The sequence below is a fragment of the Enterococcus sp. AZ067 genome (assembly GCF_051715005.1).
Taxonomy (GTDB): Bacteria; Bacillota; Bacilli; order Lactobacillales; family Enterococcaceae; genus Enterococcus_D; species Enterococcus_D casseliflavus.
On the sequence record NZ_JBIOSY010000001.1, the window covers coordinates 1,230,130 to 1,255,220 of the forward strand.

The 25,091-nt window shown below is 42.2% G+C and carries 28 protein-coding genes, 1 pseudogene and 1 riboswitch; of the genes and pseudogenes, 28 read left to right on the forward strand and 1 reads right to left on the reverse strand.

Features of this window, described 5'->3' with window-relative positions; genetic code table 11:
* Nucleotides 1–23 precede the first annotated feature (23 nt).
* The 25 genes and pseudogenes from IGI82_RS05795 to IGI82_RS05915 all read left to right on the forward strand — a co-directional run bounded on the left by IGI82_RS05795 (nt 24) and on the right by IGI82_RS05915 (nt 21,689).
* A complete protein-coding gene (locus tag IGI82_RS05795) occupies nt 24–794 on the forward strand; it encodes a TatD family hydrolase (RefSeq protein ID WP_438841860.1) in 771 nt (256 codons plus the stop codon).
* Nucleotides 787–1,359, forward strand: a complete 573-nt coding sequence (gene rnmV / locus IGI82_RS05800; RefSeq protein WP_118214878.1) for a ribonuclease M5 — start codon at nt 787–789, stop codon at nt 1,357–1,359. The genes IGI82_RS05795 and rnmV overlap by 8 nt, the downstream gene beginning before the upstream one ends.
* Complete coding sequence (rsmA, locus tag IGI82_RS05805; protein ID WP_438841861.1) at nt 1,356–2,243, forward strand: 16S rRNA (adenine(1518)-N(6)/adenine(1519)-N(6))-dimethyltransferase RsmA; 888 nt, start codon at nt 1,356–1,358, stop codon at nt 2,241–2,243. The genes rnmV and rsmA overlap by 4 nt, the downstream gene beginning before the upstream one ends.
* 118 nt (nt 2,244–2,361) lie before the next feature.
* Entirely contained in the window at nt 2,362–2,973 is a 612-nt protein-coding gene (locus IGI82_RS05810; protein WP_005225537.1) for a hypothetical protein, read from the forward strand.
* A gap of 138 nt (nt 2,974–3,111) precedes the next feature.
* Complete coding sequence (locus IGI82_RS05815) at nt 3,112–3,882, forward strand: C39 family peptidase (protein ID WP_438841862.1); 771 nt, start codon at nt 3,112–3,114, stop codon at nt 3,880–3,882.
* Between the two features lie 399 nt (nt 3,883–4,281).
* Entirely contained in the window at nt 4,282–5,250 is a 969-nt protein-coding gene (locus IGI82_RS05820) for a homoserine O-succinyltransferase (RefSeq protein WP_438841863.1), read from the forward strand.
* Nucleotides 5,240–6,439 (forward strand): MalY/PatB family protein, encoded by a 1,200-nt coding sequence (locus IGI82_RS05825; RefSeq protein ID WP_087627171.1) that lies wholly within the window; start codon nt 5,240–5,242, stop codon nt 6,437–6,439. Before IGI82_RS05820 ends, IGI82_RS05825 begins: the two co-directional genes overlap by 11 nt.
* Nucleotides 6,429–7,523, forward strand: coding sequence for an aminotransferase class I/II-fold pyridoxal phosphate-dependent enzyme (locus tag IGI82_RS05830; protein ID WP_061054393.1), 1,095 nt, complete (start codon nt 6,429–6,431; stop codon nt 7,521–7,523). Before IGI82_RS05825 ends, IGI82_RS05830 begins: the two co-directional genes overlap by 11 nt.
* Nucleotides 7,524–7,779: 256 nt before the next feature.
* A pseudogene (locus IGI82_RS05835) lies at nt 7,780–8,609 on the forward strand (MetQ/NlpA family ABC transporter substrate-binding protein).
* Between the two features lie 51 nt (nt 8,610–8,660).
* Entirely contained in the window at nt 8,661–10,241 is a 1,581-nt protein-coding gene (locus IGI82_RS05840) for an ABC transporter substrate-binding protein (protein ID WP_438841864.1), read from the forward strand.
* A 72-nt stretch (nt 10,242–10,313) separates the two neighbouring features.
* On the forward strand, nt 10,314–11,273 hold the full coding sequence (locus IGI82_RS05845) for an ABC transporter permease (RefSeq protein WP_002307597.1): 960 nt from the start codon (nt 10,314–10,316) through the stop codon (nt 11,271–11,273).
* A complete protein-coding gene (locus IGI82_RS05850) occupies nt 11,273–12,103 on the forward strand; it encodes an ABC transporter permease (RefSeq protein ID WP_005225544.1) in 831 nt (276 codons plus the stop codon). The genes IGI82_RS05845 and IGI82_RS05850 overlap by 1 nt, the downstream gene beginning before the upstream one ends.
* Before the next feature lie 3 nt (nt 12,104–12,106).
* Nucleotides 12,107–12,985, forward strand: a complete 879-nt coding sequence (locus IGI82_RS05855; RefSeq protein WP_060791841.1) for an ABC transporter ATP-binding protein — start codon at nt 12,107–12,109, stop codon at nt 12,983–12,985.
* Nucleotides 12,985–13,875 carry an ATP-binding cassette domain-containing protein gene (locus tag IGI82_RS05860; RefSeq protein ID WP_438841865.1) on the forward strand — a complete coding sequence of 297 codons (891 nt, stop codon included), beginning with the start codon at nt 12,985–12,987 and terminating at the stop codon, nt 13,873–13,875. Before IGI82_RS05855 ends, IGI82_RS05860 begins: the two co-directional genes overlap by 1 nt.
* Nucleotides 13,872–14,264: an OsmC family protein gene (locus tag IGI82_RS05865; protein WP_375818646.1), complete on the forward strand. Its 393-nt coding sequence runs from the start codon at nt 13,872–13,874 to the stop codon at nt 14,262–14,264. Before IGI82_RS05860 ends, IGI82_RS05865 begins: the two co-directional genes overlap by 4 nt.
* A gap of 180 nt (nt 14,265–14,444) precedes the next feature.
* A complete protein-coding gene (locus IGI82_RS05870; RefSeq protein WP_016608211.1) occupies nt 14,445–15,095 on the forward strand; it encodes a KDPG and KHG aldolase in 651 nt (216 codons plus the stop codon).
* Nucleotides 15,092–15,571: a PTS system mannose/fructose/N-acetylgalactosamine-transporter subunit IIB gene (locus IGI82_RS05875; protein ID WP_016608210.1), complete on the forward strand. Its 480-nt coding sequence runs from the start codon at nt 15,092–15,094 to the stop codon at nt 15,569–15,571. Before IGI82_RS05870 ends, IGI82_RS05875 begins: the two co-directional genes overlap by 4 nt.
* 18 nt (nt 15,572–15,589) lie before the next feature.
* Entirely contained in the window at nt 15,590–16,339 is a 750-nt protein-coding gene (locus IGI82_RS05880) for a PTS mannose/fructose/sorbose/N-acetylgalactosamine transporter subunit IIC (protein ID WP_016608209.1), read from the forward strand.
* Nucleotides 16,336–17,169, forward strand: coding sequence for a PTS system mannose/fructose/sorbose family transporter subunit IID (locus tag IGI82_RS05885; RefSeq protein WP_016621554.1), 834 nt, complete (start codon nt 16,336–16,338; stop codon nt 17,167–17,169). The genes IGI82_RS05880 and IGI82_RS05885 overlap by 4 nt, the downstream gene beginning before the upstream one ends.
* 12 nt (nt 17,170–17,181) lie before the next feature.
* On the forward strand, nt 17,182–18,108 hold the full coding sequence (locus IGI82_RS05890; protein ID WP_123834364.1) for a phosphoglycerate dehydrogenase: 927 nt from the start codon (nt 17,182–17,184) through the stop codon (nt 18,106–18,108).
* 21 nt (nt 18,109–18,129) lie between these two features.
* Nucleotides 18,130–18,522, forward strand: coding sequence for a PTS sugar transporter subunit IIA (locus IGI82_RS05895; protein WP_438841866.1), 393 nt, complete (start codon nt 18,130–18,132; stop codon nt 18,520–18,522).
* Between the two features lie 4 nt (nt 18,523–18,526).
* On the forward strand, nt 18,527–19,423 hold the full coding sequence (dapA, locus tag IGI82_RS05900) for a 4-hydroxy-tetrahydrodipicolinate synthase (RefSeq protein ID WP_438841867.1): 897 nt from the start codon (nt 18,527–18,529) through the stop codon (nt 19,421–19,423).
* Nucleotides 19,424–19,495: 72 nt separating this feature from the next.
* Nucleotides 19,496–20,578 (forward strand): PucR family transcriptional regulator, encoded by a 1,083-nt coding sequence (locus tag IGI82_RS05905; protein WP_438841868.1) that lies wholly within the window; start codon nt 19,496–19,498, stop codon nt 20,576–20,578.
* Nucleotides 20,575–21,069: a PTS sugar transporter subunit IIB gene (locus IGI82_RS05910; RefSeq protein ID WP_413153545.1), complete on the forward strand. Its 495-nt coding sequence runs from the start codon at nt 20,575–20,577 to the stop codon at nt 21,067–21,069. Before IGI82_RS05905 ends, IGI82_RS05910 begins: the two co-directional genes overlap by 4 nt.
* A gap of 14 nt (nt 21,070–21,083) precedes the next feature.
* Entirely contained in the window at nt 21,084–21,689 is a 606-nt protein-coding gene (locus IGI82_RS05915) for an SIS domain-containing protein (protein WP_438841869.1), read from the forward strand.
* 144 nt (nt 21,690–21,833) lie between these two features.
* Here IGI82_RS05915 and IGI82_RS05920 read toward each other — a convergent pair whose 3' ends face one another.
* On the reverse strand, nt 21,834–22,490 hold the full coding sequence (locus IGI82_RS05920; protein WP_008378905.1) for a Crp/Fnr family transcriptional regulator: 657 nt from the start codon (nt 22,488–22,490) through the stop codon (nt 21,834–21,836).
* 222 nt (nt 22,491–22,712) lie between these two features.
* Here IGI82_RS05920 and IGI82_RS05925 point away from each other — a divergent pair, with 222 nt between their 5' ends.
* The 3 genes from IGI82_RS05925 (at nt 22,713) to IGI82_RS05935 (ending at nt 25,081) form a co-directional block, all read left to right on the forward strand.
* Nucleotides 22,713–23,978: an MFS transporter gene (locus IGI82_RS05925; RefSeq protein WP_438841870.1), complete on the forward strand. Its 1,266-nt coding sequence runs from the start codon at nt 22,713–22,715 to the stop codon at nt 23,976–23,978.
* A 31-nt stretch (nt 23,979–24,009) separates the two neighbouring features.
* Nucleotides 24,010–24,192, forward strand: coding sequence for a hypothetical protein (locus IGI82_RS05930; protein ID WP_005225550.1), 183 nt, complete (start codon nt 24,010–24,012; stop codon nt 24,190–24,192).
* A 230-nt stretch (nt 24,193–24,422) separates the two neighbouring features.
* Nucleotides 24,423–24,524: riboswitch (THF riboswitch) on the forward strand.
* Between the two features lie 26 nt (nt 24,525–24,550).
* A complete protein-coding gene (locus IGI82_RS05935) occupies nt 24,551–25,081 on the forward strand; it encodes a folate family ECF transporter S component (RefSeq protein ID WP_005225551.1) in 531 nt (176 codons plus the stop codon).
* Nucleotides 25,082–25,091 lie beyond the last annotated feature (10 nt).

Consider the following 25,091-nt stretch of genomic DNA (forward strand, 5'->3'; position numbering starts at 1 on the left):
AGAAGGACTAAGGAGGAGATTTCATGATTTTTGATTCTCATACACATTTGAATGCAGAACAGTTTAACGAAGACATTCCCGAAACGGTCGCCCGTGCGCAAGAACTAGGAGTAACGGAGATGGCGGTCGTCGGTTTCGATCAGCCAACGATTGAAAAATCGTTAGCATTAAGCAAAGAATATCCTGGCGTTTACAGTATTATCGGTTGGCATCCAACCGAAGCTGGTTCTTATACCCCACAAGTGGAAACCTATTTGCAAGAGCGCTTGGAACGACCAAAAGTCGTTGCCCTAGGTGAAATCGGTTTAGACTATCACTGGATGGAAGATCCGAAGGAAGTTCAAGAAAAGGTCTTTCGTCGGCAAATGGCGATCGCCCGTGAACATCAGCTGCCTATCAGTATTCATACCCGTGAAGCCTTAGAAGATACCTATGCGATTTTAAAGGATGAAAAAGTCCAAACGATCGGCGGCATCATGCACAGCTTTAGCGGGGACGGTGAATGGGCGAAAAAGTTCTTGGACCTAGGAATGTACATTTCCTTTAGTGGTGTCGTGACCTTCAAAAAGGCGACGGAGGTACAAGAAGCTGCGCAAGTCGTGCCACAAGATCGGCTACTCGTTGAGACTGACGCGCCGTATTTAGCCCCTGTTCCTTATCGCGGCAAGCGCAATGAACCGGGCTATACTCATTATGTAGTAGATAAAATCGCGGAGCTGCGGCAAGAAGCGGTAGCTGATGTTGCGGCCTACACGACAAAAAATGCCCATCGCTTGTTTAGGATCAATGACTAATAAACCGAAAATCGAAGAAATCATTGTCGTCGAAGGCAAAGACGACACCCGCCGATTGCAAGAAGTGTTCGATGTAGATACCATCGAGACGATCGGTTCGGCGATCGATGACACGATCCTTGATCAAATCGAGCACGCCCAAGAGACACGAGGGGTCATCGTGTTTACCGATCCCGATTTTTCGGGAGAAAAGATTCGCAAAATCATTATGGAAGTCGTTCCTGATGCCAAGCATGCCTTTTTACCGCGCAGTCAGGCAGCACCGAAAAGCAAGGGCAGTTTAGGCGTGGAACACGCCAGCCATGAAGCGTTGAAAGAAGCCTTGCGAAAAGTCGTAACCCCGATTGCTTCAAATGAAGTCAGTGAGGGGACCATTGATCGGCAACAGTTGTTAGCGTATGGCTTGATCGCAGGGGCTGGAGCGAAAGAGAAACGAGAGCGGTTGGGGGATCTTTTACGCATCGGCTATACGAACGGCAAACAATTAGAGAAGCGGCTGGCAATGTTTCGTATCACCGATGCAGAGTTGGCAGAAGCAATGAAAATAGTGGAGGAAGAATTGTGAAGGAAGAACGGGATATAGCAACCCCCTCAAGAACCAAAGAGATTTTAGCGAAACATGGCTTTACCTTTAAAAAAAGTTTAGGGCAAAACTTCTTAACAGAACCGAATATTTTACGGAAAATCGTAGAAACTGCAGGCATCGACGAGACGACAAACGTCATTGAGGTTGGTCCTGGAATCGGTGCGCTGACCGAACAGTTGGCAAAACATGCCAAGCAAGTGTTGGCGTTTGAAATTGATGATCGGTTGATCCCAGTGTTAGCCGACACAATGCAGCCATATCAAAATGTGAAAATCATTCATCAAGATGTCTTGCAAGCAGATCTGGCAACGACCATTCAGTCAGTATTCAGCGATACGGCTGCTTCATTAAAAGTTGTCGCAAATTTGCCTTACTACATCACTACGCCAATTATGATGCACTTTTTAGAGTCTCAGGTAAAAGTAGATGAAATGGTCGTGATGATGCAAAAAGAAGTGGCAGATCGAATCTCGGCAGTTCCCGGGACTAAAGCCTATGGCTCGTTGTCGATCGCTGTGCAATACTACATGGAAGCAAAACTGGCATTCATCGTCCCGAAAACCGTTTTTGTGCCCCAACCGAATGTTGATTCGGCTATTTTGAAATTGACGCGTCGATCACAACCAGTAGTCGCAGTCACCGATGAAAAAGAGTTTTTCAAATTAACGAAAGCAGCCTTTCAGCTGCGTCGTAAAACCCTTTGGAACAATTTGCAAAATAGCTATGGAAAAGATGAAACAACCAAACAGTGGTTGGCAGACAGCTTAGAAGCAAGTGGGATCGATCCGAAACGACGTGGAGAAACGCTGTCGTTAGCGGAATTTGCCAAATTAAGCAATGAAATGCAAGCGCGTAAAGGATAACTTCAATAAAAACGGATGTTGAATAAACATTCGTTTTTTTGTGTCTTGACACCTTGTGGAAATACCAGTAGAATAAGCAAGACAGAACTGTCATGACACATTGAAGGAGAGAGTATAAATGAAAAATCATTCCATCCGCCATTTAACGATCGCTGCATTGTTGATCGGCATGGGGATCGTCATTCCCATGGTAATGCCCAAAATCGTCATCGGACCAGCATCTTTTACCTTAGCTAGCCATGTGCCCGTCTTTGTGGCGATGTTCTTTTCACCTGCGATGGCGATCGCGGTAGCTTTAGGAACGACCTTTGGCTTTTTCTTAACACTGCCACCCATTATTGCTTTACGGGCATTGTCCCATGTTGTTTTTGCCGTCATCGGTGCCTTTTATTTACAGAAGCACCCAGATATTTTACTAAAAAATGGCAAACCCTCTTTATTGAATATCAAATTTCAGAGCTTTAACTTGATTATCGGACTGATCCATTCTGCCGTTGAAATGGCAGTCGTTGCCGCCTTTTACTTCACAGGAAATGTACCAGGGACCGCATTCGATGGTAATTTCTACTATTTCTTGTTCGTTTTGATGGGGATCGGCGGGTTGATCCATAGCTTGATCGATTTCAATTTGGCTTATTTTGTTGCAGGTGCCTTAAGCAAACAATTTGATATTCGTTCGTTTTCAAAAGCAAAAGGACGCTTTATCCAGAAACAGAAGAAAGCGGCATAAGCGCCAGTTTGAATAGACCCGCTGCCTAAACGGGTCTATTTTTTTGTGTTTAGATTAAGAAAATACTCCTTCCTAAAAAGTTTATTATAGTGAAATAATAAACAGAAATAAGTTATAATATACAAGAGGAGGAAGTAGATGAAGAAGAAAAAGTTAAAACGGTTACTTTTAGGTATGTTCGTCTTGATGCTCTTCTTTCTGCTGATTTTTTATGACAGTAAGAACGGGCAGTCCCCCTTTGAAAAGATAGAGGATGAATTGACACTAGCACTTTCGGATGAAGAACAAACACCAGAGCCTGAATACAGTGAGGTTATTCAATTGGATGTTCCGTTAGAAAATCAATTCGATGAAGTGGCGTTAGGGAACGGCTGTGAGGTAACGGCTTTATCGATGCTCTTGAATTTTTACGGATTTGATACCAATAAAAATCAATTGGCGGAAGAATTAGCGTATGTCCCGCTTTATGAGGATTATTATCACCATGGAGATCCACGAGAAGGCTTTGTTGGAAACATCTATGGCGGCGATAGCGCGATGGGGGTTGACGTAGAACCGATCACCGATGTCGCCGAAAGGATTGTAAAAGAGCAATACGAAGTCGTTAGTGGACGAGACAAAAGCTTTGATGAGATCGTCAAAGTACTACAATCTGGGAAACCAGTTTGGATGATTGCGACGTTAGAATTACAAGTACCTGCCGATGCTGATTTCTTTCAATGGAATACCCAAAATGGCGAAATCCTTGTGACGGCATTGATCCATTCGGTGGTGATCACAGGCATCGATGGTGATACGATGTATGTCAATGATCCTTATGGGCATAAGGATCGTGAAGTCAGCAAAGAAGACTTAGCAGCGATCTATGAAAAAATGGGTCAGCAATACTTATATTTAGAAGAAATCTAAGAAAAATCCCTAACTTGCCGTTGACAGTAAATGAAAAAACAATTATAATTTTTTAAAATTAAACAAAGAAATCGATAACGTTGAAGAGAAGAGTAGCAGATCAACAAAGGTACAGAGACTCCGGTTGGTGAAAAAGGAGACATGCGGTGATCAGTGAAGATGAGCTCTGAGTTTTTTTGTTGGTTCACGCCAGCAAAACGGCATGCGCCCGTTACAGCGCCAAGTATCATAGTGTACTGTTGAGGTGTTATTTGTGAGAATAGCACGAATTAGGGTGGTAACGCGCATCAAGTCGTCCCTTTTATCCGTAAGGATAAAAGGGCGGCTTTTTTTGTTTTTCACAGCGGAAACTATTCGCCTTCTCTTCAACAAGAAATTTAACTGTAAGGAGTTGAAGCAATGCCGATCATTATTCCCAAAGAACTACCCGCTGCAGCGGTCCTGCAAAAAGAAAATGTCTTTGCCTTACTGCAGCATAAAGCGGCGAAACAAGAGATTCGTCCCTTGAAGATCGCAATCGTCAATTTAATGCCGAAAAAGATCGCCACAGAAAATCAATTGCTGCGCCTGCTTTCCCAAAGTCCGCTGCAAATTGAAGTAACTTTACTGAAAATGAAGTACCACGAAAGTAAAAACACGTCTGTCGATCACATGGAAAAGTTCTATCAAGAATTCTCAGTGATCCAGTCCCAACGATTCGACGGCTTGATCATCACTGGTGCCCCTGTTGAAAAAATGGCCTTTGAAGCCATTGATTATTGGCAAGAACTGCAAGAGATCATGGATTGGAGCCAGACGAATTGCACTTCAGTCCTGCATATTTGTTGGGGGGCACAAGCTGGTCTTTATTACCATTATGGTATCGACAAAGTGTTGTACCCAAGCAAATTGTTCGGTGTCTTCGAACAAGCAGTCACGCATTTTCATCCGCTCGTTCGCGGTTTTGACGACGTCTTTTATACGCCCCATTCGCGCTATACTGGCATCGATGAAGGCCAGCTCGCCCAGGCGCCTTTAGAAATCTTGGCAGCGGGTATTGAAACAGGGCCTTCCATCTTCGTATCAGAAGATCATAAAAATGCCTTCTTGCTAGGGCATTTTGAATACCACACAACGACCTTGAATGAAGAGTACTTGCGAGACATGGAACGGGGCTTAGCTACCGCATTGCCCAAAAATTACTTTGCCTATGACCGTTTAGGCGGTAAAATTACCAACCGTTGGCGGGGACATGCCTCTTTGTTTTTCAGCAATTGGATCAATGAAACCTATTTGCGAACGCCGTATGACCTGTCCGTCACGCCGACGAAAGAAGGCTACCGAATTGGCAGTGAGCCAGAAGGTCGGGTGAGTATCAATGACGATTGAGCATTTTCTCTCCCACTATGCTAGACAGCGAAAAGGCACTGATTCTTTAAAATGGGATCTTGTGGATCAACGGTTCCAAGGAGAAAAGCTTTTGCCTTTATGGGTAGCTGATATGGATTTTGCTGCGCCAAAGGCAGTGGAAGAAGCCTTGCAGCAACTGGTTGCTCAAGGAACCTTTGGCTATGCGATTCCCCCCTCAGGCTATTTTTTAGCCTATCAAGCTTGGCAAGATCGCCACTGGGGGACGAAATTCGAAGAAAAATGGCTCTCGTTTTCCACAGGGGTCGTCCAATCTTTGGTTGATTTGCTTCATTGTTTCACAGAACCAGACGATGGCATCTTGATCCAGCCGCCCGTCTATTATCCCTTTTTTGACAGCATCAAAGAGACGAAAAGGCGCTTGATAGAAGCACCCTTGCAAAAGGTGGGGAATTCTTATCAAATCGATTTTGCTGCTTTTGAAGCCAAAATCATTGAAGAAAAAGTGAAACTATTTATTCTCTGCTCCCCTCACAATCCAGTAGGGCGGGTCTGGCAAGAGAAAGAACTGCATCAGTTATTGGCCATTTGCCAAAAACATGAGGTTGTCGTGATCGCCGACGAGATCCATCGTGAGCTGATACTCGGTGAGCAGCAATTTGTTTCAGCCGTGACAGTGGCACAGGGGGTCGGCTTTGAGAAGCTGATCGTTCTGGATTCGCCCTCAAAAACCTTCAACTTAGCAGGATTATTGCTCTCTCATGTTTGGATTCCTGTTTTAGAGATGCGTAGAGCCTATGAGGAGTGGTGCCGACAATACAAGCAGACGGAAGTCAATCGTTTGGGATTGGTGGCTGCGAAAGCCGCGTATGAATCGGGGGATCAATGGCTAGCGGACCTGCTTTTGGTGATTGCTGCCAATGAACAAATGGTCCGCCAGCAACTGCAAGCAGCATTTCCCAAAATTGAGCTGCTGCCATTAGAAGGAACCTATCTTCTCTGGGTGGATCTGCGGCAAGTCATTGCCAAAGAACGAACCAAGCACGTGATCCAAGATACTGCCGGTCTGGCAGTCGACTATGGGGAATGGTTTTCACAAGGCGGTCAGGGCTTGATTCGTCTGAATCTTGCGACAACACCGACGATCATTCAAGAAGCCCTTGATCGCATGATCGAGGCAATCAAAAAGGAGGAACGACATGACGATTGATACAGCAACTTTTCTGGCACAATTAGGCAATCATTCGGATCAGCAAACTGGGGCGATCAGCCCACCGATCTATCTTTCCACGACCTTTGCTCATCCTGAGTTAGGGCAAAGTACAGGCTATGATTATACCCGTACCAAAAACCCGACCCGTGATATCTTAGAAGCAGGTCTTGCTGAATTAGAAAAAGGAGCTCGGGCAGTAGTGACCAGCTCTGGCATGAGTGCGATCGCTTTGATTTTTGACTTATTTACCAGCGGGAGTCGCTTTTTGGTTTCTCGTGATTTGTATGGCGGCAGCTTTCGCTATTTTGCGGAATTGGAAAAAAGCCAACGGGCATTCTTCGATACCTTCAGCACTGTAACAGAATTAAGTGAAAAACTAACTGACGAGGTAACGGCTGTCTTTTTAGAGACCCCAACGAATCCTTTGATGACCGTGACGGATATTGCTGAAACCGCCAAGCTTGCACACGACCATGGGGCGCTACTGATCGTAGACAACACCTTTTTGACGCCGTTACGGCAGTTGCCCTTAGAAGAAGGCGCGGATCTGGTGATCCATTCAGGAACCAAGTTCTTATCAGGTCACAATGATATTTTGGCTGGCGTCGTGATCGCCAAAGATGCGCAAGTAGGGGAGCGTTTGAATTATTTAGCTAATACTTCAGGCCCGACCTTGAGCAGCTTTGATACGTGGTTATTTATCCGAAGTTTAAAGACGCTGCCGTTGCGCTTTGAACGACAGGAAGCCAACGCCAAGGAAGTTGGCCGCTTTTTACGAGCCCATCCGGCGATCAAAGAGGTGCTGTACCCAAATGCAGGGGCGATGATCAGTATTCGGGTGCTTGATGAAACCAAAATCAGCGGTTTTTTAGCGGCATTAAAGGTCTTTACCTTTGCGGAAAGCCTGGGTGGTGTGGAAAGTCTCATCACGTATCCAACGACACAGACCCACGCAGATATTCCTCAAGAGGTACGAGAATCTTATGGATTGACGCCGGATCTTTTACGGATCTCCATTGGGATCGAAAGTAGTAAAGATTTGATCGATGACTTAGAAAATGCACTGAAGATATTCAAATAACCCAACCGCAGATCAGCTAGTGAAAAACTTACTTTTGTAGAGTAATTTTATTGACAGTTTTAGTTGTATAGGATAAAGTTACACTACATATGAATAGTGAGTCCGATGTTTTCGGTTGACGGCAACAGGGATTAACCATTTCTCCTTTGAAAAAGTAGGTTGTTTTGAGAAACAGAGGGAAAATTGGTCTAGTTGGGCCATTCGACAAGGAAATAGGACGATTGATCTGAGGAGGGAACAAAAGGGGAAAAAAGGGATGAAAAGAAATGTAGTAAATGTGTTGACGACAGGAGTGATTGGGCTGCTTGCCTTGTTTAGCTTGGCTGCCTGTGGCACCAACCAAGCGGATGAAGAAACGACCGTCGTCAAATTAGGTGTCGTTGGCGACCAAAATGAAGCCTGGGAACATGTGCAGGAAGATTGAAGGAAAACGAAAATATCGACTTGCAACTGGTGAAGTTCACCGATTATCGCCAACCAATCGTCGCACTAGAGGATGGGTCAATCGATCTTCACGCAGCATTGACGGAAATTTTTATGGATAATGTCAACGAAGAAAGTGGTTATTCCAACACGACGATTGCGTATACGACATTAAACCCACTTGGTATTTATTCCGATAAAATCACTGATGTCAGCGAATTGGCAGATGGTGCTACGGTGGCTTTACCCAATGATGTGTCAAATGAAAGCCGCGCACTATTACTCTTACAAACGGCTGGTTTGATCACTTTGGATGAATCAAAAGGGTTACTGCCAACAACCAGTGATGTCACTGAGAATCCCAAAGTCTTGAAATTTGAGCTGCTTGATTCCAATCAAACGGCTCGGGCAATGACCGATGTCGACATCTCTTTGATCAACAACGGCATGGCAGTCGATGCTGGCTTGGTTCCTACAGAAGATGCGATTTTCTTAGAACCTGTGGCTGACTCCTCCACGCCCTATTATAATGTCATTGCTGCGCGAGCAGACGAAGCAGAAAATGATGTGTACCAAACGGTCGTAGCGTATTATCAGACCGATGAAGTAAAAGCAATTATTGACGAAGTTACCAAGAAATCAAGTATCCCTGTTTGGGAATAAAAAGCAAAAAATCTACTATAATTATATAGGAACAGGAAGTAGGATGGAAAAATGATCAATTGGAAAAAAGGTTTAGCAAGTGTTGCCGTCGTCGGACTAGGATTCGTTCTAGCAGCCTGCGGTGGATCAAATACAGAGGAAACGGCAACCAGTAGTGCAGCTGGTGCTGGCGATGATGCAACATTCACTTATGCCATCAGCGGGGACCCATCGTCCACCAACCCGATCAACACCAGTGATCGCTGGGGCTTGACAGTGACAAACATGATCTATTCTCCACTCGTTACAGTGGAAGCAGATGGAACAACACAAAATGCGTTAGCAGAATCAGTGGAACCGGCGGAAGACGGCCTTTCATTGACCGTGCATTTGAAACAAGATGTCAAATGGTCAGATGGCGAAGATTTTACTGCCGATGACGTAGTTTTCACGTATGAACAAAAAGTCAAAAAAGAAAACGGCAATGCCGATTCGCTTTGGGTCGACGACCAGCCGATCGCAATCGAAAAAGTGGATGAATACACCGTGAAATTTGTGTTGCCAACACCGAGTGCAGCAGCAATCAGCAATATCGCAACCGAAACATACATCATTCCAGAGCACATCTTTAAAGATGTTAGCGACTTTTCGGTCAGTGAACTGCCTGAAAAACCAGTTGGTACGGGTCCATATCAATTGAAAGAATACAAACGTGGTGAGTACTTTACTTTTGAAGCCAATGAAAACTATTATGGCGGCAAGCCTTCGATTCAAAACGTGACCTTGCGGATCATTGAAAGTACTGATACGGCCAAAGTTGCTTTGCAAAAAGGGGAAGTTGACGCAGCCGTTGTTTTGCCTTCAGATATTGAAGACTTAGATGATACGCAAATTTCTGTTTATCCCTATACAGAAAACCGCATCGGATACTTAGGCTTAAATACTCATTCAGATGCATTACAAGATGTGAAGGTTCGTCAAGCAGTCTTGTATGCGTTGAACAAAGATGAATTAAATCAAGCAGCGTATTTAGATGAAGACTATTATGCAACACCGTATTCATTCTTACCACCCAACAATCCATACGTTACCGAAGATGTCGAGAAATATGAAACAAGTGCTGAAAAAGCAAAAGAGCTTTTACAAGAAGCAGGTGTCACTGATTTGTCATTGAACTTGGCGTTCAACTCAACTGACCCAGCTCAAACGATCCAAGCTACGTTGATCCAACAACAATTGCAACAAGCAGGCATTACAGTTACCCTTGAAGGGGGCGATGGTACTGCGATCTTCACTGAGTTGAAAAAACCTGATTCAACGAAATACAACCTGTTCCTTGGCGGGTATATCATGGGGAATGACCCTGACTTATACGGCAGTTTATTCGAAACTGGCGGCAGTGCCAACTACTTCCAAAGCAATAGCGAAACCATTGACAATTTGTTTGCGCAAGCAGCAGTTGAATTGGACACAGACAAGCGTGAAGCATTGTACGATGATCTGCAAAAAGCCATTGCTGACGAAGCGATCATTTACCCAATCGTTGACAACAAGAAAATCTTAGCGGTCAATAACCGAATTGGTAATGTAGAAGATGCAGGCTTGATCCCAATCTATACATTCGAAGATATGTCTAAATTGACAATCAAGTAAATCCATTGGCTGTGATAAAGAGGAATCTTTTTTATCACAGCTTTTTTCTATGAAAAAGAAAGAAGGTCAATTATGTTTCGATATATTGCAAAACGAGTATTGCAAGCAATCCCTTTGCTATTTGTGATCTCTTTTATCGTATTTTCACTAATACATATCGCCCCGTATGATGTGATCGATTCCATCACGACACCGAATATGTCACAAGAGCAAATCGATCTGTTGCGGCAGCGCTATGGCTTGGATCAACCCTTTTTGGTTCAATATTTTCTTTGGATCAGAAATGTTCTTACTGGTAATCTTGGCTTTTCGTTGGTTTCTCAAAGCAGCATTTCACAAGAACTTGCGACTCGGATCCCGAATACGATGCGGCTAGTGATCCCTGCATATTTGACCGCTTTATTGCTGGCGATCATTTTAGGCCTGTTAGCCGCTGCCAACAAAGGAAAGATTTGGGATCGGATCATTGACGCTGTGGCATCTCTAGGGATCGCCGTGCCGACCTTCTGGTTTGCGATGATCTTGATTTATGTATTTGGTTACTTATTGAATATGTTCCCGATCATTGGCATGTATACAGTCGGCAAAGAAGGGGATTTTGGCGATTTTCTGCAGCACTTTATTTTGCCTTATATCACATTGACTGTCGCCTTCTTCCCAGATTTGACAAGGTATATTCGGGCATCAGCGACTCAGCAAGTATCAGAAGACTACGTGATGGTGCAACGGGCATTCCACGCCAGCAAATGGCAGATCTTCAGTCGTCACATCAGTCGCAATATTTTGATTCCCGTTGTCACCCAAATCGGCTTGGCGTTACCGATGTTAGTTACCGGTGCGATCATTACAGAAACGATCTACGGCTGGCCGGGCGTCGGACCTTACTTGATGAGTGCAACGAAAAGCCTCGATTATCCTGTGATCATGGCGATCATGCTGCTGTCAGCAACATTGGTCATCTTAGGGAATTTGTTAGCGGATGTATTATATTCCGTGGTTGATCCACGTATCCGTAAAGGAGGGAGCAAGTAATGAAACGTTTCAAAAAAATCAGTGAAGTCATGCTTGCTTCGCCCATCTATACTTTTTCTGTCGTTTTCTTGACGTTATTGATTATTTTGTCGCTTGTTGCACCTTTGATCCCGATCGATCCCAATGCAACGGATGTCAGCAACATGTCACAGCCACCGAGCTGGGCTCATTTGTTTGGGACTGATGAAGTGGGGCGGGATTACTTTATTCGGGTCGTCTACGGCGGTCGGGTGTCCTTGTTTGTAGGTGTCTTGGCAATGATCACTGCGACGTTTATCGGGACCCTTGTCGGTCTTGTTTCTGGCTACTTTGGCGGATGGATCGATAATTTGCTGATGCGGCTCGTCGATGTGTTGTCATCGATTCCTTGGCTGGTGTTAGTGATCGTTTTGAGCGTCTTTTTACGTCCTGGACTAACCACGATCATTATTGTGATCGGCGGGTTTTCATGGATGAACATCGCTCGTTTGATTCGTGGTGAAACGTTAGCGGCGAAAGAACGGGAGTATGTTGCTTACGGAAAATTTATCGGTCGTTCTTCATTCAGTATTATCGTGAAGCATGTTTTCCCAGCAGTACTGCCAACCTTGATCGTTGCGGCATCCGCAAGTATTTCTGGGGCGATCATGACCGAATCAGCATTGAGCTTCCTCGGATTAGGGATTCAGCAGCCGATGGCTTCGTGGGGCAGTCTGTTGCAAAATGCGCAAAACAGCTTGCAGCGGGCACCATACATGGCGATCCTTCCAGGGCTCTTTGTTATTTTCACCATCTATTCCTTCAACAACATCGGCGACATGATCAAACATGTCTTGCAAAGGGAGGTGTGACCGATGAAGACAGAATTATTAGCGATCGAAGCGTTGAATGTGACGTTTCACAGCAAAACCGGTCCGAAACCGTTAGTCAAAAAGCTGGATCTAGTGATTCCAAAAGGCAAAGTGGTTGGGATCGTCGGCGAATCTGGTAGTGGCAAAAGTATGACCATGAAAAGTGTCATGGATCTTTTGCCTGATAAGGTGACCGATCACTATGCCAGTTATACATTTGAAGGAGCAGCAGTGACCGATCGTCGAACATTACCGATCGCCATGATTTTTCAAGACCCGATGACTTCGTTGAATCCTTTGCGTACGATTGGCTATCATTTGATTGAAGTGATTCGCCGCTCACAAAACGTATCGAAAAAAGCAGCTCAAGAAATCGCCGTCAAAGAGTTAGAAAAAGTCGGCATACCTTTTCCAGCACAACGTATGAAACAATATCCCCACGAGCTATCAGGAGGGATGCGTCAGCGGGTGATGATCGCCATGGCTTTATTGGCGCAACCGAAATTACTGATCGCAGATGAACCGACGACGGCTTTAGATGTGACGATCCAAGCACAGATTTTGGCATTGATCAAAAACCTGCAAAGAGAGAACCAGCTTTCCGTCGTCCTTGTGACCCATGACTTTGGGGTCGTTGCAGGAATGTGCGACTTTATTAAAGTGATGTATCAAGGTCGAGTCGTGGAAGAAGGCACCACAGAAGAAATCTTTTATCAACCTGCGCATCCTTATACGAAACAATTATTGCAGGCGGCCCATTTAGGCGACAAGCATGCCGAATTAAAAGTCTTTGACTATCATGAGACATTGGCAGATGAGTTGCAAGAAACGCAGTTATCTAAGACCCATCGCGTTTGGCGCAATCAGGAGGTGACAGAATAATGGAAGAACTGATTCGCGTAGAACATGCGACGAAAACCTTTCGCAGCAAAAACTGGCGCGGCACTGTCAGTGAAGTCCGAGCGGTCGAAGATGTCAGCCTAACGATCCATCGGGGCGAGACATTGGGGCTAGTAGGGGAATCTGGGAGTGGGAAAACCACTTTAGGACGCAGTATTTTAAATTTAGAGACCTTAACAAGCGGGGAGATTTTCTTCGAAGGCAAAGAGCTAACAGCATTGACGGCAGAAGATCGCAAAGCAGCGTATCAGCAAATGCAGATCATTTTCCAAGATCCGTATTCATCATTGAATCCCCGCATGACGGCACTTGAACTGGTGATGGAGCCGTTGTATCATGAAACGAAAGATGCTGCCCGAGCGAAAGCCAAAGAAATCTTAGCGATCGTCGGGATCACGGGTGATGATGTCCATAAACTGCCCCGCAGTTTCAGCGGCGGACAAAGGCAACGGATCGGCATCGCTCGTGCGGTGGTCAATCGCCCGGCGTTCGTCTTGTGTGATGAACCGACTTCGGCATTAGATGTCTCCATTCAGGCTCAGATCATCCAATTGCTGCTGCGTCTGCAAAAAGAGTTTTCGTTGTCTTATTTGTTCATTTCCCATGACTTGTCCGTGATTCGTCATATCAGTGACCGAACAGCCGTCATGTATCAAGGGAAATTAGTTGAATTGGCACCCACCGACCGTTTGTTTGACAATCCGCTGCATCCTTACACGAAGAAATTATTAGCAGCAGCGCCGATCGCTGATCCTTTGTTAGCAAGAGGTGCGATGGAACAAACGGAGATTCAAAGCACGATTACTTTGACACCATTGTATGAATGGGTCGAAGTTGAACCAGATCATTTTGTGAGGAGAGAAAAACGATGACAGTAGAAACATTGACGATCCATCAAGGAAGCGACAAATTTGAAATGACGACCCCAACTGGCAATTGGGTATTAGCACGGGAAAAAGGCTATTCGCCAGTCCAAATGCTGGTGAGTGCGGTCGCTGCTTGCGGCGGCTATGTATACGCATCCGTCCTAGAGAATTCAAAAATCACAGCAGGAATCGAAAAGATCGAAGTCAGCTATGACCGGGACGACAACAAAAAAGCCCAACCAGTCAGTGCCATCCACATTCAGTTTTATGCGAAAATCGCTGAAGCCGACCATGACAAAGCGACCCGTTGCCTAAAACTCGTTTCACCAAATTGCCCCGTGATCCAATCATTAGATCCAGCGATCGAAGTGACGGAAACAGTGACGTTTATTTAAAAAATAATATTCATTTGTGAAACTCTGCTTCAACTGTTGAAGCAGAGTTTTTTTTTTATTCTTTAAAGATTTGTGTTCTTAAATATCCTTTGACACACAAAAAATCCAATTTTTTTTGTGTGCAATGAATATATTCTTTCTGATGAAATTATGGAAAAATACTAATCAGAGGTGAGAAAGATGAAGAAAACAATGATCGCAAAAAGTATGTTTGAAGTTGGTGCACTAGCAATTGTTCGCACTGAGAGTTTTGAAAGGGCTTGCGAAATTGCCGAAGCCTGTATTCGTGGTGGAATTCCTGTAATGGAGATGAGCTATACGTTAAATAGCGCTGGAAACATGATAAGGCAGTTACGTGAAAAATACAAAGATAAGCTGATCGTTGGCGCTGGGACTGTCCTGGATAGCGAAACAGCTCGTCATGCTATTTTAAACGAGGCACAGTTTATCATAGCGCCAAATTATAGTGAAGAAGTCGCAAAAATATGTAATCGATACCAGATTCCTTATGCTCCTGGATGTACAAGCTTTACTGAAGCGGTTGAAGCATTGACTTTAGGTGCTTCATTTATTAAAGCGTTTCCGATATCCGATTTTTACGGTGAACGTTTACCCAAAGTATTTAAGACGCCTTTACCTGATATGCCTATTCTAGCGAGTGGGGGAATTGATTTGAGCAATTTGCGAGATTGGCTTGCAAACGGTGTCGATGTTTGCGGCTTTGGTTCTCTTTTGACGAAAGGTTCATCTGAGGAAATCGAAACAAATGCCAAAGAGATTTGCAAAATTATTGAAGCAAATAGAAAGATACGAAAAGAGGGATTTAAATGATCGCACTAACAAGAGTAGATTTTCGATTGATTCATGGACAAGTAATTACCCGTTGGCTTAAACAATGTGACATTAATGAAATTGTGACGATTGATACACAGCTTAGTCAAGATACCTTTATGCAAGATGTATTTAAAATGGCTGCGCCAAAAGGTGTTAAAATTCGAATTTTGTCTAGCGAACAGGCAGTTCTTGCTTTTCAAAATAAGGAGTTTGATCGTAATCGGATTATGCTTTTATTTAAAAATGTGCAAGAACTTTATAAAACAGTGATGAATGGCTTAGATTTAAAAGAAATTCAAATTGGTGGTTTAGGCGGAGGTCCGGGCAGAAAAGCAGTGAATAATGCCATCACTTTAGATCAGACCGATGCAGACCTACTTTTGGCTTTAGAAAAGAAAGGGATTTCGATTTATTTGCAAACCACACCAGATTATCCATCAGAACCACTAAAAAAAGCAGTCGCAAAATTATGACTTAGGGGGAAATAAAAAATGTTGATACCATCGATTTTAGTAGGTCTTACTTATTGGTTGGCAATGGGAAGAGCACAGTATTATTTTTCGTTTGCTTTTAGAAACCCAGTTGTACTCGGAGTAGTGATTGGCTGGATTTTTGGAGATGTTTCAGCTGGATTACTTTACGGGGCGACGATCCAGCTTCTATACATGGGAGGGATCGAGGCTGGTGGAAACATTCCCAGTGATCGTGCCTTAGCTGCTTGTATTGCTATTCCTGCAGCTCTACAAAATGGGCTAGATCCAAACACAGCGGTTGCATTAGCGGTTCCTTTTGGCGTACTGGGTGTGTTGATAAATAACGTACGTAGAACCATTAATTCCTTTTATAATACCCAAGCGGATAAATTTGTTTCTGAGCATCAATATGAACGGTTATCATTGTTTTCATTCGTCATTCCTTGGTTGACTAATGGTTTACTGTATTTCACTCCCGTATTTGTAGCGACTATGTTTGGAGCAAATGTGGTTCAAGCATTTATTAATATTATTCCCGAATGGTTGATGAATGGACTTTCAAATGCTGGTGGTATGCTACCTGCATTAGGATTTGCGCTAACGCTAGTTGTTATGGGGAAAAAGCAATATTTACCATTTTTTGTCATTGGTTTCTTTGCTTATTCCGTTTTGGGCTTTTCTATGCTGACGGGTGCCGTTTTTGCTGTATGTATCGCAATGATTTCTTCGTTATATAAACAAAGTTCTGATGAGGAGGAATACGCATGAATCAAGATGTAGTCATTGAAAAGAAAATTACCCGCATGGATCTGCTTAAGGCATGGTGGAAATGGTGCTTAGCAGTAGAAGTACCTGTTAGTTTTGATAGGATGCAAGCATTAGCATTCAGTTATTCTCTAAATAAGATTCTAAGAAAGCTATATGCAAATGATCCAGATGAATTGCAAGCTGCCATGCAACGCCATGTTCAAATGTTTAATACGAATTGTGACTGGGGAAGTATAATTCATGGAATTGTTATCTCTCTTGAAGAGCAAAGGGCAAATGGAAATGAAGAAATAACACCGGAAATCATCGAGTCTTTAAAAATTGGATTGATGGGACCTTTGGCTGGTATTGGGGATAGTGTGGATCAAGGGATTGTAGCAACCATCCCATTAGCTATTTTTGTTCCGATGGCTCTTAATGGTTCAGTTATTGCTGCTTTTATTCCAGGATTGATTTATCTTGCCTGGTCGTTTGGCTGGTCTTGGCTTTTGTTTAACAAAGGATATACATTTGGAAAGAATTCCGTGTTGAATATTTTAAACTCTGGAATGATCAAAAAGGTGATCGATATAGCAAGTATTGTTGGGCTCTTTATGATTGGTTGTCTTTCGGCAGCCTATGTCAATTTCTCCACAGCGTTGGAATTTGTCAGCGACACAGAGACGGTTAAAGTACAAGAGCTATTAAATGATATTTTGCCAAATATGTTGCCGTTTTTCTTAGTAATGGCTATGTACTTTTATATTATTAAACGCGGCCCAAAATATTTGCAGATCATTCTGGTAACAATGGTATTTGCTATTTTACTGACATTTTTGGGAATTATATAAAGGAGAATCAAGATGAAGCTAGTCATAACGCCTAGAGGCTTTTCGTCCTATGGTTTAGAAGAAATAGTAGTTTTAGAAAAAGCTGGTTTTACCGTGGATTACAATGATACTGGAAGAGCGTATTCCAAAGAAGAACTTCTAAAAAAATCCCAAGACGCTGATGCGTTAATTGTGGGAGTGGACGACATCGATCGTTCATTTTTAGAAGCTTGTCCCAGACTACAAATTATCTGCAAATTTGGTGTAGGTATTGATAATATCGATACTGATTTTTGCAAGGAGAAAGGAATCGTCGTAGAAAGAACTTTGGGAACAAATACGAATGCAGTCGCTGAACATGTTGCTGCATTGATGTTTTTGGATGCGAAAAATCTCTATAGAAATATCGCAGAAGTCAAGGACGGTTTTTGGAACAAGCCGACAGGATATGAAATTTCTGGCAAAGTTTTAGGAATTGTTGGTTATGGAGCGATCGGGAAAAGATTAGCTGAAATTGCCTTGAGTTTAGGAATGAAGGTTCTCGTTCAAGATATTCTTCCAATCAAAGAAAATGAATTAAAAAAATCAGCGGTTAATGAGGCTTCATTTGAAGAAATACTTTTACATGCGGACTATCTGTCTTTACATCTTCCTCTCGTAGACGAAACTAAAAACATGTTCTCACAGACGGCATTTGAAAAAATGAAGAAAAGTGCTTGCTTAATAAATACGGCTCGGGGAGGAATTGTTGATGAAGAAGCCTTGTATGAAGCCTTGACACAGGGTAAAATTCGCAGCGCTTGCTTTGATGTTTTTTCAAAGGAGCCCCCGCAATGTGGAGATAAATTAGTAACACTTGATAATTTTTATCTTACTTCTCATATAGGTGCACGAACGGAAGAGGCAGAAAAACGAACCTGTAATTTATCGGCAGAAAAGATTATTAATCATTTCCAGTAATATATGAAAGAGGAGAAAGAAATGAACATAATTATTGCAACACATGGAAAATTTGGTGAAGAATTAAAAAATTCGGCAGAAATGATTTTAGGTAATCTTGAAAATGTTTATTCAATTTCACTTCTTCCACAACAATCATTTGAAGACTTTATGAATCAAGCTGATTCTTTGTTAAGAAAAATGTCTGGAACCACAATTGCTCTAGTGGATTTGTTTGGTGGTACCCCATCAAATGTGTTGACTGTTTTAACCAGAAAATATGGACACCATGTAATCGCAGGACTTAGTATGCCGTTATTCATTGATGTGTATATGAGTAAGGATCAGCAGTCAGACACTGAAATCATGCAGCAATTTATTGCATCGGCACAGCAAGCCATTGTCTATACAAATCAAGTAGTTGAGGAGGACTAACACTATGTTCGAGGGCATCATCACTCCAATTTTAACCCCTTTTTACAGAAATTCTGAACAAGCGATTAACTATTCGGCAGCAGAAGAACTAATAGAGCATCTTATAAGTTGTGGTGTTCAAGGGATTTTTCCCTTAGGAAGCAATGGTGAATTTCATCTACTATCTAGGGAAGAAAAAAAAGCATTTCTAAAATTTGTTGTAGAAGTAACCGATCATCGCGTTCCTGTATTTGCTGGAACTGGATCATGCGCAACAAAAGAAGCAGTCTGGCTGTCCCAAGAAGCCGAAGCTTTAGGAGTCGATGCATTATCTATTGTCACTCCTTATTTCATTACACCGAGTCAACAAGAATTACTGGGTTATTTTAAAGAGATTGCACAATCGGTTCGAATACCTATCGTTCTTTATAACATTCCCAAGAATACAGGCTGCAATATTTCTCCCTCCTTGCTCGAAGAGTTTAAAGCTGTCGGGAATATTCAAGCAATCAAAGACAGTAGTGGGGACTTAGAAACATTAAAGTCATTTCTGTCAGTAGGCAAAGAAACTGGTATCGATGTTCTAGTGGGATCAGATTCGAAAATTAGTGATGGGTATCAATTAGGCGCATCAGGAGCTATTGCAGGAACGAGCAATCTTCTAACAAAAAGCCTTGTTCAGTTAGATAAATCTTTAAGAGAAGGCAATGAGACAAAAGCCCGAAACTATCAAAAACATATAGAGTCACTAAGAAGTATTTTGCCTCTTGGAAGTGTTCCTTCGGTATTGAAGTATGCCGTAGAACAAGCAGGCATTGCACAAGTAGGCCCAGCAAGAAAACCTGTAAATGAACTAAGCGCAGATGATCAGAACAAAGTCCAGACGTTGATTGAGGAATTTCGCAATCAAAATATTTTATAGTATTAGCAAGACACTGTTGCAAAAATGGTAGAATGTTTAAAACCTATTATTTCATGAAACAGGGTGACGAGAGTGAAATTAGAACAAATCTTTTATGAGTTTATTTTAGTCGTCAAAGACTACCGCAATTACGTAATCGGCTTGCTAGATGATTCTGGAAGGATCAAATTCAGCAGTGAAAAAAATTTGATTGGAAATATTATTCCTTTGCATAGCGCTGATAAGAGAAATCTCTTATTCAAAGTTCATGTTAAAAAGCAGAATTTTGGTTATCTTTGGGTCTATAGTGAAGACTCTGAAATTGAAATTGTCGGTAGATTACTCGCACAGTCCTTAGCTACTCGAATAGAATATGAACTAGCTGACGAATTTTTACAGATGAATGCTAGTTTAGACGAACAGCTTATCAAATTATTGCTTGATGAAGAGAAGATGGAATTGCAAGCGACAAAAGAATTGATGCAGGAAATGAAAATTGACTGGACGCTTCCACGAGTGGCAGTACTGATATGCAGTAACCGAGGGTTTGAAGCAGAAGAAGTGAAACGTCTGAAATATCGAACAGAGCATAAAGGAACGATTCTAGCACTATTAGATTCAAAAAGGCTCCTACTTTTTAAAACCTTACCTCAATCAATCAAGATGGGAATGGTAAAAGAAGTAATTACTTCCTTTATTGAGGAATTAAAAGATTGGGGACTCGCAGAGTGCAGGTATTATGTAGGATCTGTTCAAAATAAACTCTCCTATTATAAACAGAGTTATGAGGCTTGCTTGTGGCTAACCCATCAAAAAAGAATAGCGGTCAATCAAACTGTCTTTTTTGAAGACTATCAAGTTGATTTTTTTGTTTCATATTTAATTGAAAGTAAAGTAAATCAAACCTTTAACTATTACTACGAAACTATTTCAACAAGTGAGATTGATGAAATGGTGATGATTGCCGACGGTTTGTTTCAAGCAGACTATAATGTCACACAGGCTGCAGAGAAACTTTTTGTTCATAAGAACACACTCGTTTATAAGCTAAAGAAATACGAGGAACAATTTGGACTTGATATAAGGGGAACGTTTCAAGGGAAAGTTCTTTTTTACATGCTTTCTAAGCTGTTTAAGAATGATCAAAAGCAAGAGCAGGCAGGTGGACAGCTATGAGCGGGAAAGTAAAGTTAGTTCGTGTCGATAATCGATTGCTTCATGCGACAGTAGCATTAAATTGGAGCAGGTTTGTCAATGCGAGTCAAATTATTATCGTTGATGAAAAAAGTAAAGGAGATCTCTTTTTCGAACAAGTATTTCAGTTATCTTTACCTTCAACAATCAATGTAAAGATCCTTTCTGCAGATCAGTTATTAGCCTTTCATCAAGAATTAGAGAAGGATACCGATGCGAGAAAAATAAATATCATATTACTTTTCAAAAAAATTTCTGATGTTTATTCCGCTTATCAAAACGGCTATCCGCTTAGAGAAGTACAAGTACCATATCCAGCAAGTAGGTTTTTGATTAGGAAGCTAGATTATTATTATGATGATAAAGATTTGCAGAAAATACGCGAATTACAGAAAAACGGTATTCGTTTTTACTACCAAACAACTCCAATGGACGTAAAGGAGTATAGTATTTTTGAACAAATAAGAATTTAGGGAGGTGAACAACGATGCTGAAGGAATACAAAGAAAGTGCCCAGCTGGCAATAAACAGTGTGATTCGCAACGTGAATGATTCTGATTTGAAAAAAGTTGTCCAAGAAATATTGGGATGTGAATTGCAGAATGGACGTATTCATTTAACAGGAATCGGAAAACCTTCATATGTTGCTGCCTATGGCGCATCACTATTGTCATCCACTGGTACACCTGCATACTATTTGGATGGTACGGAGGCGGTACATGGTTCAAGTGGGCAGGTTGCTGAAAATGATGTAGTGATCGCTATTTCAAACAGTGGAGAAACGAAAGAAATGATTGCTACTTTGCAAGTGCTAAAAAATAATCATGCCAAGATTATAACAATCTCTAGTAATGCATCTTCTTCAATGGCTAAGTTATCGACACATGCGATCACTGTAAAAGTAGTGAGGGAAGGGGATGATTTAAACAAACCGCCAAGAGCTTCGATTCTTGCTCAGATGATGGTTATCCAAGAGTTATCCATATTACTGCAGGAAGAAAAGCAATTAGATGTTCAGACTTATTTAAAATGGCATCCTGCTGGAAGTATCGGGGAACATTTATCGAAAAAGAACGAATCTTGTATCTACTGAGAAACTGATTAGTAAATACAGCGATACACAAATACCATACAAGGCACAACATAGCGATGATGAGTTTGCTCATTGCAGTGTTGTGCCTGTCATTTTATATGCTTTTACTATTTAGTTTCCATCTATAACTCATTCACACTAAAATCAATAAATAATATTCTCCCGAATAAAGTCGATATCTGTCACTAATAGTTTGCGATCGACACTTTTTAGGGCGCCAGATTCTCGTAATTTTTGCATCATTCGATTGACACTGCTGGCAGAGGTAATGCCGCAAAAGCGAGCGATCTCCTCATTGGTGACTTCAAAGTCAATCAAGACACCATCTGTTGTCTGGATTCCGAACGTTTCATACAGCTCATTGATTTGGGTACAGACAGCACCAAATTTGCCGTTCATCAGCATTTGCTGCATCTTTTTCATCGTATCCATCAAGTTTCTTCGATAATACTCTTTGACATAATCCTGCAGCAGGCGATCACGATTGACATCTGCCCAAAATTGATCCCGCACAATTTTGTATAATTCGGCTTCTTCTGATTCAACCCGCACATTAAAAGGGGCTTCGACTTCTTGAGAGGATTCGTCTTTAAACAAAGAGACGATCTCAAAATCCGTCAAATAGCGCAAGTTGAATTCGCGCCCTTCATGGGTCACTACGCTAGTTTTGATGATGCCTTTTTTTAAAATATAGACGTACCGATCCGGGATGCCTTCATATGTCAAGTAACTCTTTTTCTTACGGATAACGACCGGTATTGCTTGTTTTTCTAAATAATCACGTAATATCTGTTTCTCCACCCACGTTACTCCTTCACTTCATGCCAACCCAACATTTTCTGAAAAAAATCTGAAATTTCCTCTATTCATGCTTCATTAAAAGACATTTCTGGTGAAAAAGCAATAACAAATGTTAATGTTTCTTGTTAATGCTCTTTTTTAACAGCAAAAGCGCATTTCAAGCAGAGGAAGTTTCGGTATAGTAAAACGCATCACAGCACAAACAGGAGGAATGGAAGAAACATGTCAGATAGGGAAACCAATCAAGAAGGAGTCGTCAGCTCGTTGCCGTCAACTAAAAATGAAAAACTATGGAACAAAGGGTTTATCACGATTACCTTGATCAATTTTATCGTCTTTCTCGTGTATTATTGTTTTGTCGTCATCACCGCGAAATTTGCCACACAGGAGTTAGGGGCATCCACTGCACAAGCTGGCTTGGCAGCGGGGATCTACATTATCGGGACCTTGATCGCTCGCTTGTATGTTGGGAAAATTTTAGAATTAGTTGGTCGTAAAGCCGTTTTGCGCTGGGGGATATTGTTTTATGTCATTACCACCGCTGCTTATTTGGTCTCAGTCAACATTTATATTTTAGATACCGTGCGCTTTTTCAATGGCTTTGCTTACGGCGCCGTCTCGACTGCGGCTAATGCGATCGTCACCGCTTATATCCCAGCTTCCAAACATGGGGAAGGGATCAATTACTATGGATTAAGTACCAGTTTAGCAGCGGCAGTCGGACCTTTTATTGGCATGCTATTATTACCGACGGTCGGCTTTGATTTCATTATTTGGTTAGCAACCCTCTTATCAATCGCAACAGCCATCGCGTGTTTCTGGTTCCCAGTCAAAAACATCCCATTGACGGAAGAACACAGAGCACAATTAAAAAAATGGTCCATCAAAAGTTTTGTCGAACCAAAAGTCTTTTTCATTTCTGGGATTGCCTTTTTGATCGGACTGGCTTATTCCAGTGTTCTCGGCTTCTTGTCGATCTATGCTAGTGACCTTGGGTTAGAAACGGCCGGTGCCTTTTTCTTCATCGTCTATGCACTTTCTGTGACCTTCACTCGACCAATGACGGGCAAACTTTTTGACCGTCATGGCGCAGATGCGGTCATGTATCCTAGCTTTCTATTCTTGACCCTGGGTCTTTTCTTATTGAGTATTACTGGTAACAGCTGGATGTTGTTGCTTGCGGGTTGCTTTGTCGGCTTGGGCTATGGCACCTTCATGTCCAATGGCCAAGCCGTCTGTCTGAAAGAAGTCGATCCTCACCGAGTCGGCGTAGCGCTCTCCACTTATTTCATCGGGCTGGATCTCGGCTTAGGCGTAGGTCCCTATGCACTAGGAAGCTTACACGGTCTATTTGATTATTCGCAAATCTACATCTTATGCGGACTGATCCCAGTCGTCGTTCTTGTTTTATACAAATTGTTTTATAAAACGAAACGCGCAGTTGCCGCCGTTGGTACGATGAAGCAGCCAATCAACGAAGAAGACTAACCTCAACCATTACAAAAAGGAGTGTTTCACCATGGATAACAATCAATTGATTATTGAAGCATTGAACAAATTAGTAACGAATATCAACGAATTGAATGAAGAAATGCATGCCATGAAAGAGGTCACCGCAACAATGACCCATGAACAGCTTGCTATCGATCATCAATTACGCGACATCAAATCGGTATTGATCAATGACAATCTGATTGGGTAAATTGTCATAAGGTTTGAAAGGAAACAAGAAACAGGAATGAACGCTTTTTTTGAGAATGTTTGCTGCTCACTTACTGGTGGCAGAAACATTCACGTGAGAAAAGCGTTTTTTTGATACACAAAAACGAAACGCGAACATTGGCAGAGTTTGTACAAGAAAATAAGCAAGAAAAATTGTAGCAGTCCGCGCTTGTATGCTATAGTGTGTCTGGGTAGCAATACCTAATAAAAATCAGAGTAGGAAATAAAGCGTTAAGTGCTGAAAGGATGGGATGTTGCCTTTCGGACGAAGAACGAGCATTCGTTCGCGGTTTTATTTTCGCATTCGCTGCATGAATTTGTAGCAACTCTAAAAGGAGATGCTCGCTATGAAAAGAAAAGTCGATGCACACATGATTGCGGTCATGGGACTTTTGATTGCCTTAATGGTCGTCTTGTCGCAAATCTTGGGGTTTGAAACTTCCTATATCAAAATCACATTTTCCTTTGTACCCCAGCTGATCATGGGTATGCTGTTTGGTCCATTTTGGACAGCAGTTGGCTCCTCATTAGCTGATATCGCAGGAATGGTGATTTTTCCAAAATCAGCCTACTTTTTTGGCTTTACCATCAATGCCTTTGTTGGTGGACTGATTTATGGCTACTTCTTCTATCGGAAAGAAGTCACATTAAAACGAGCGGCGATGGTCGTCTTGTTAAATACACTTTTAATAACCTTGATCTTAACACCGATCTGGTTAGCTATGATGCTGAATATTCCTTTGACAAGCTGGGCGATCTGGTCGGTCCGCTTGCTAAAAGCAGTCATCATGTTCCCGATACAAACTGCGTTGATTTACATCGTAGGGCGTGCGGTACCATACAAACGGCTGATCCGACGGTTCGTTTAACGAGTAAAAA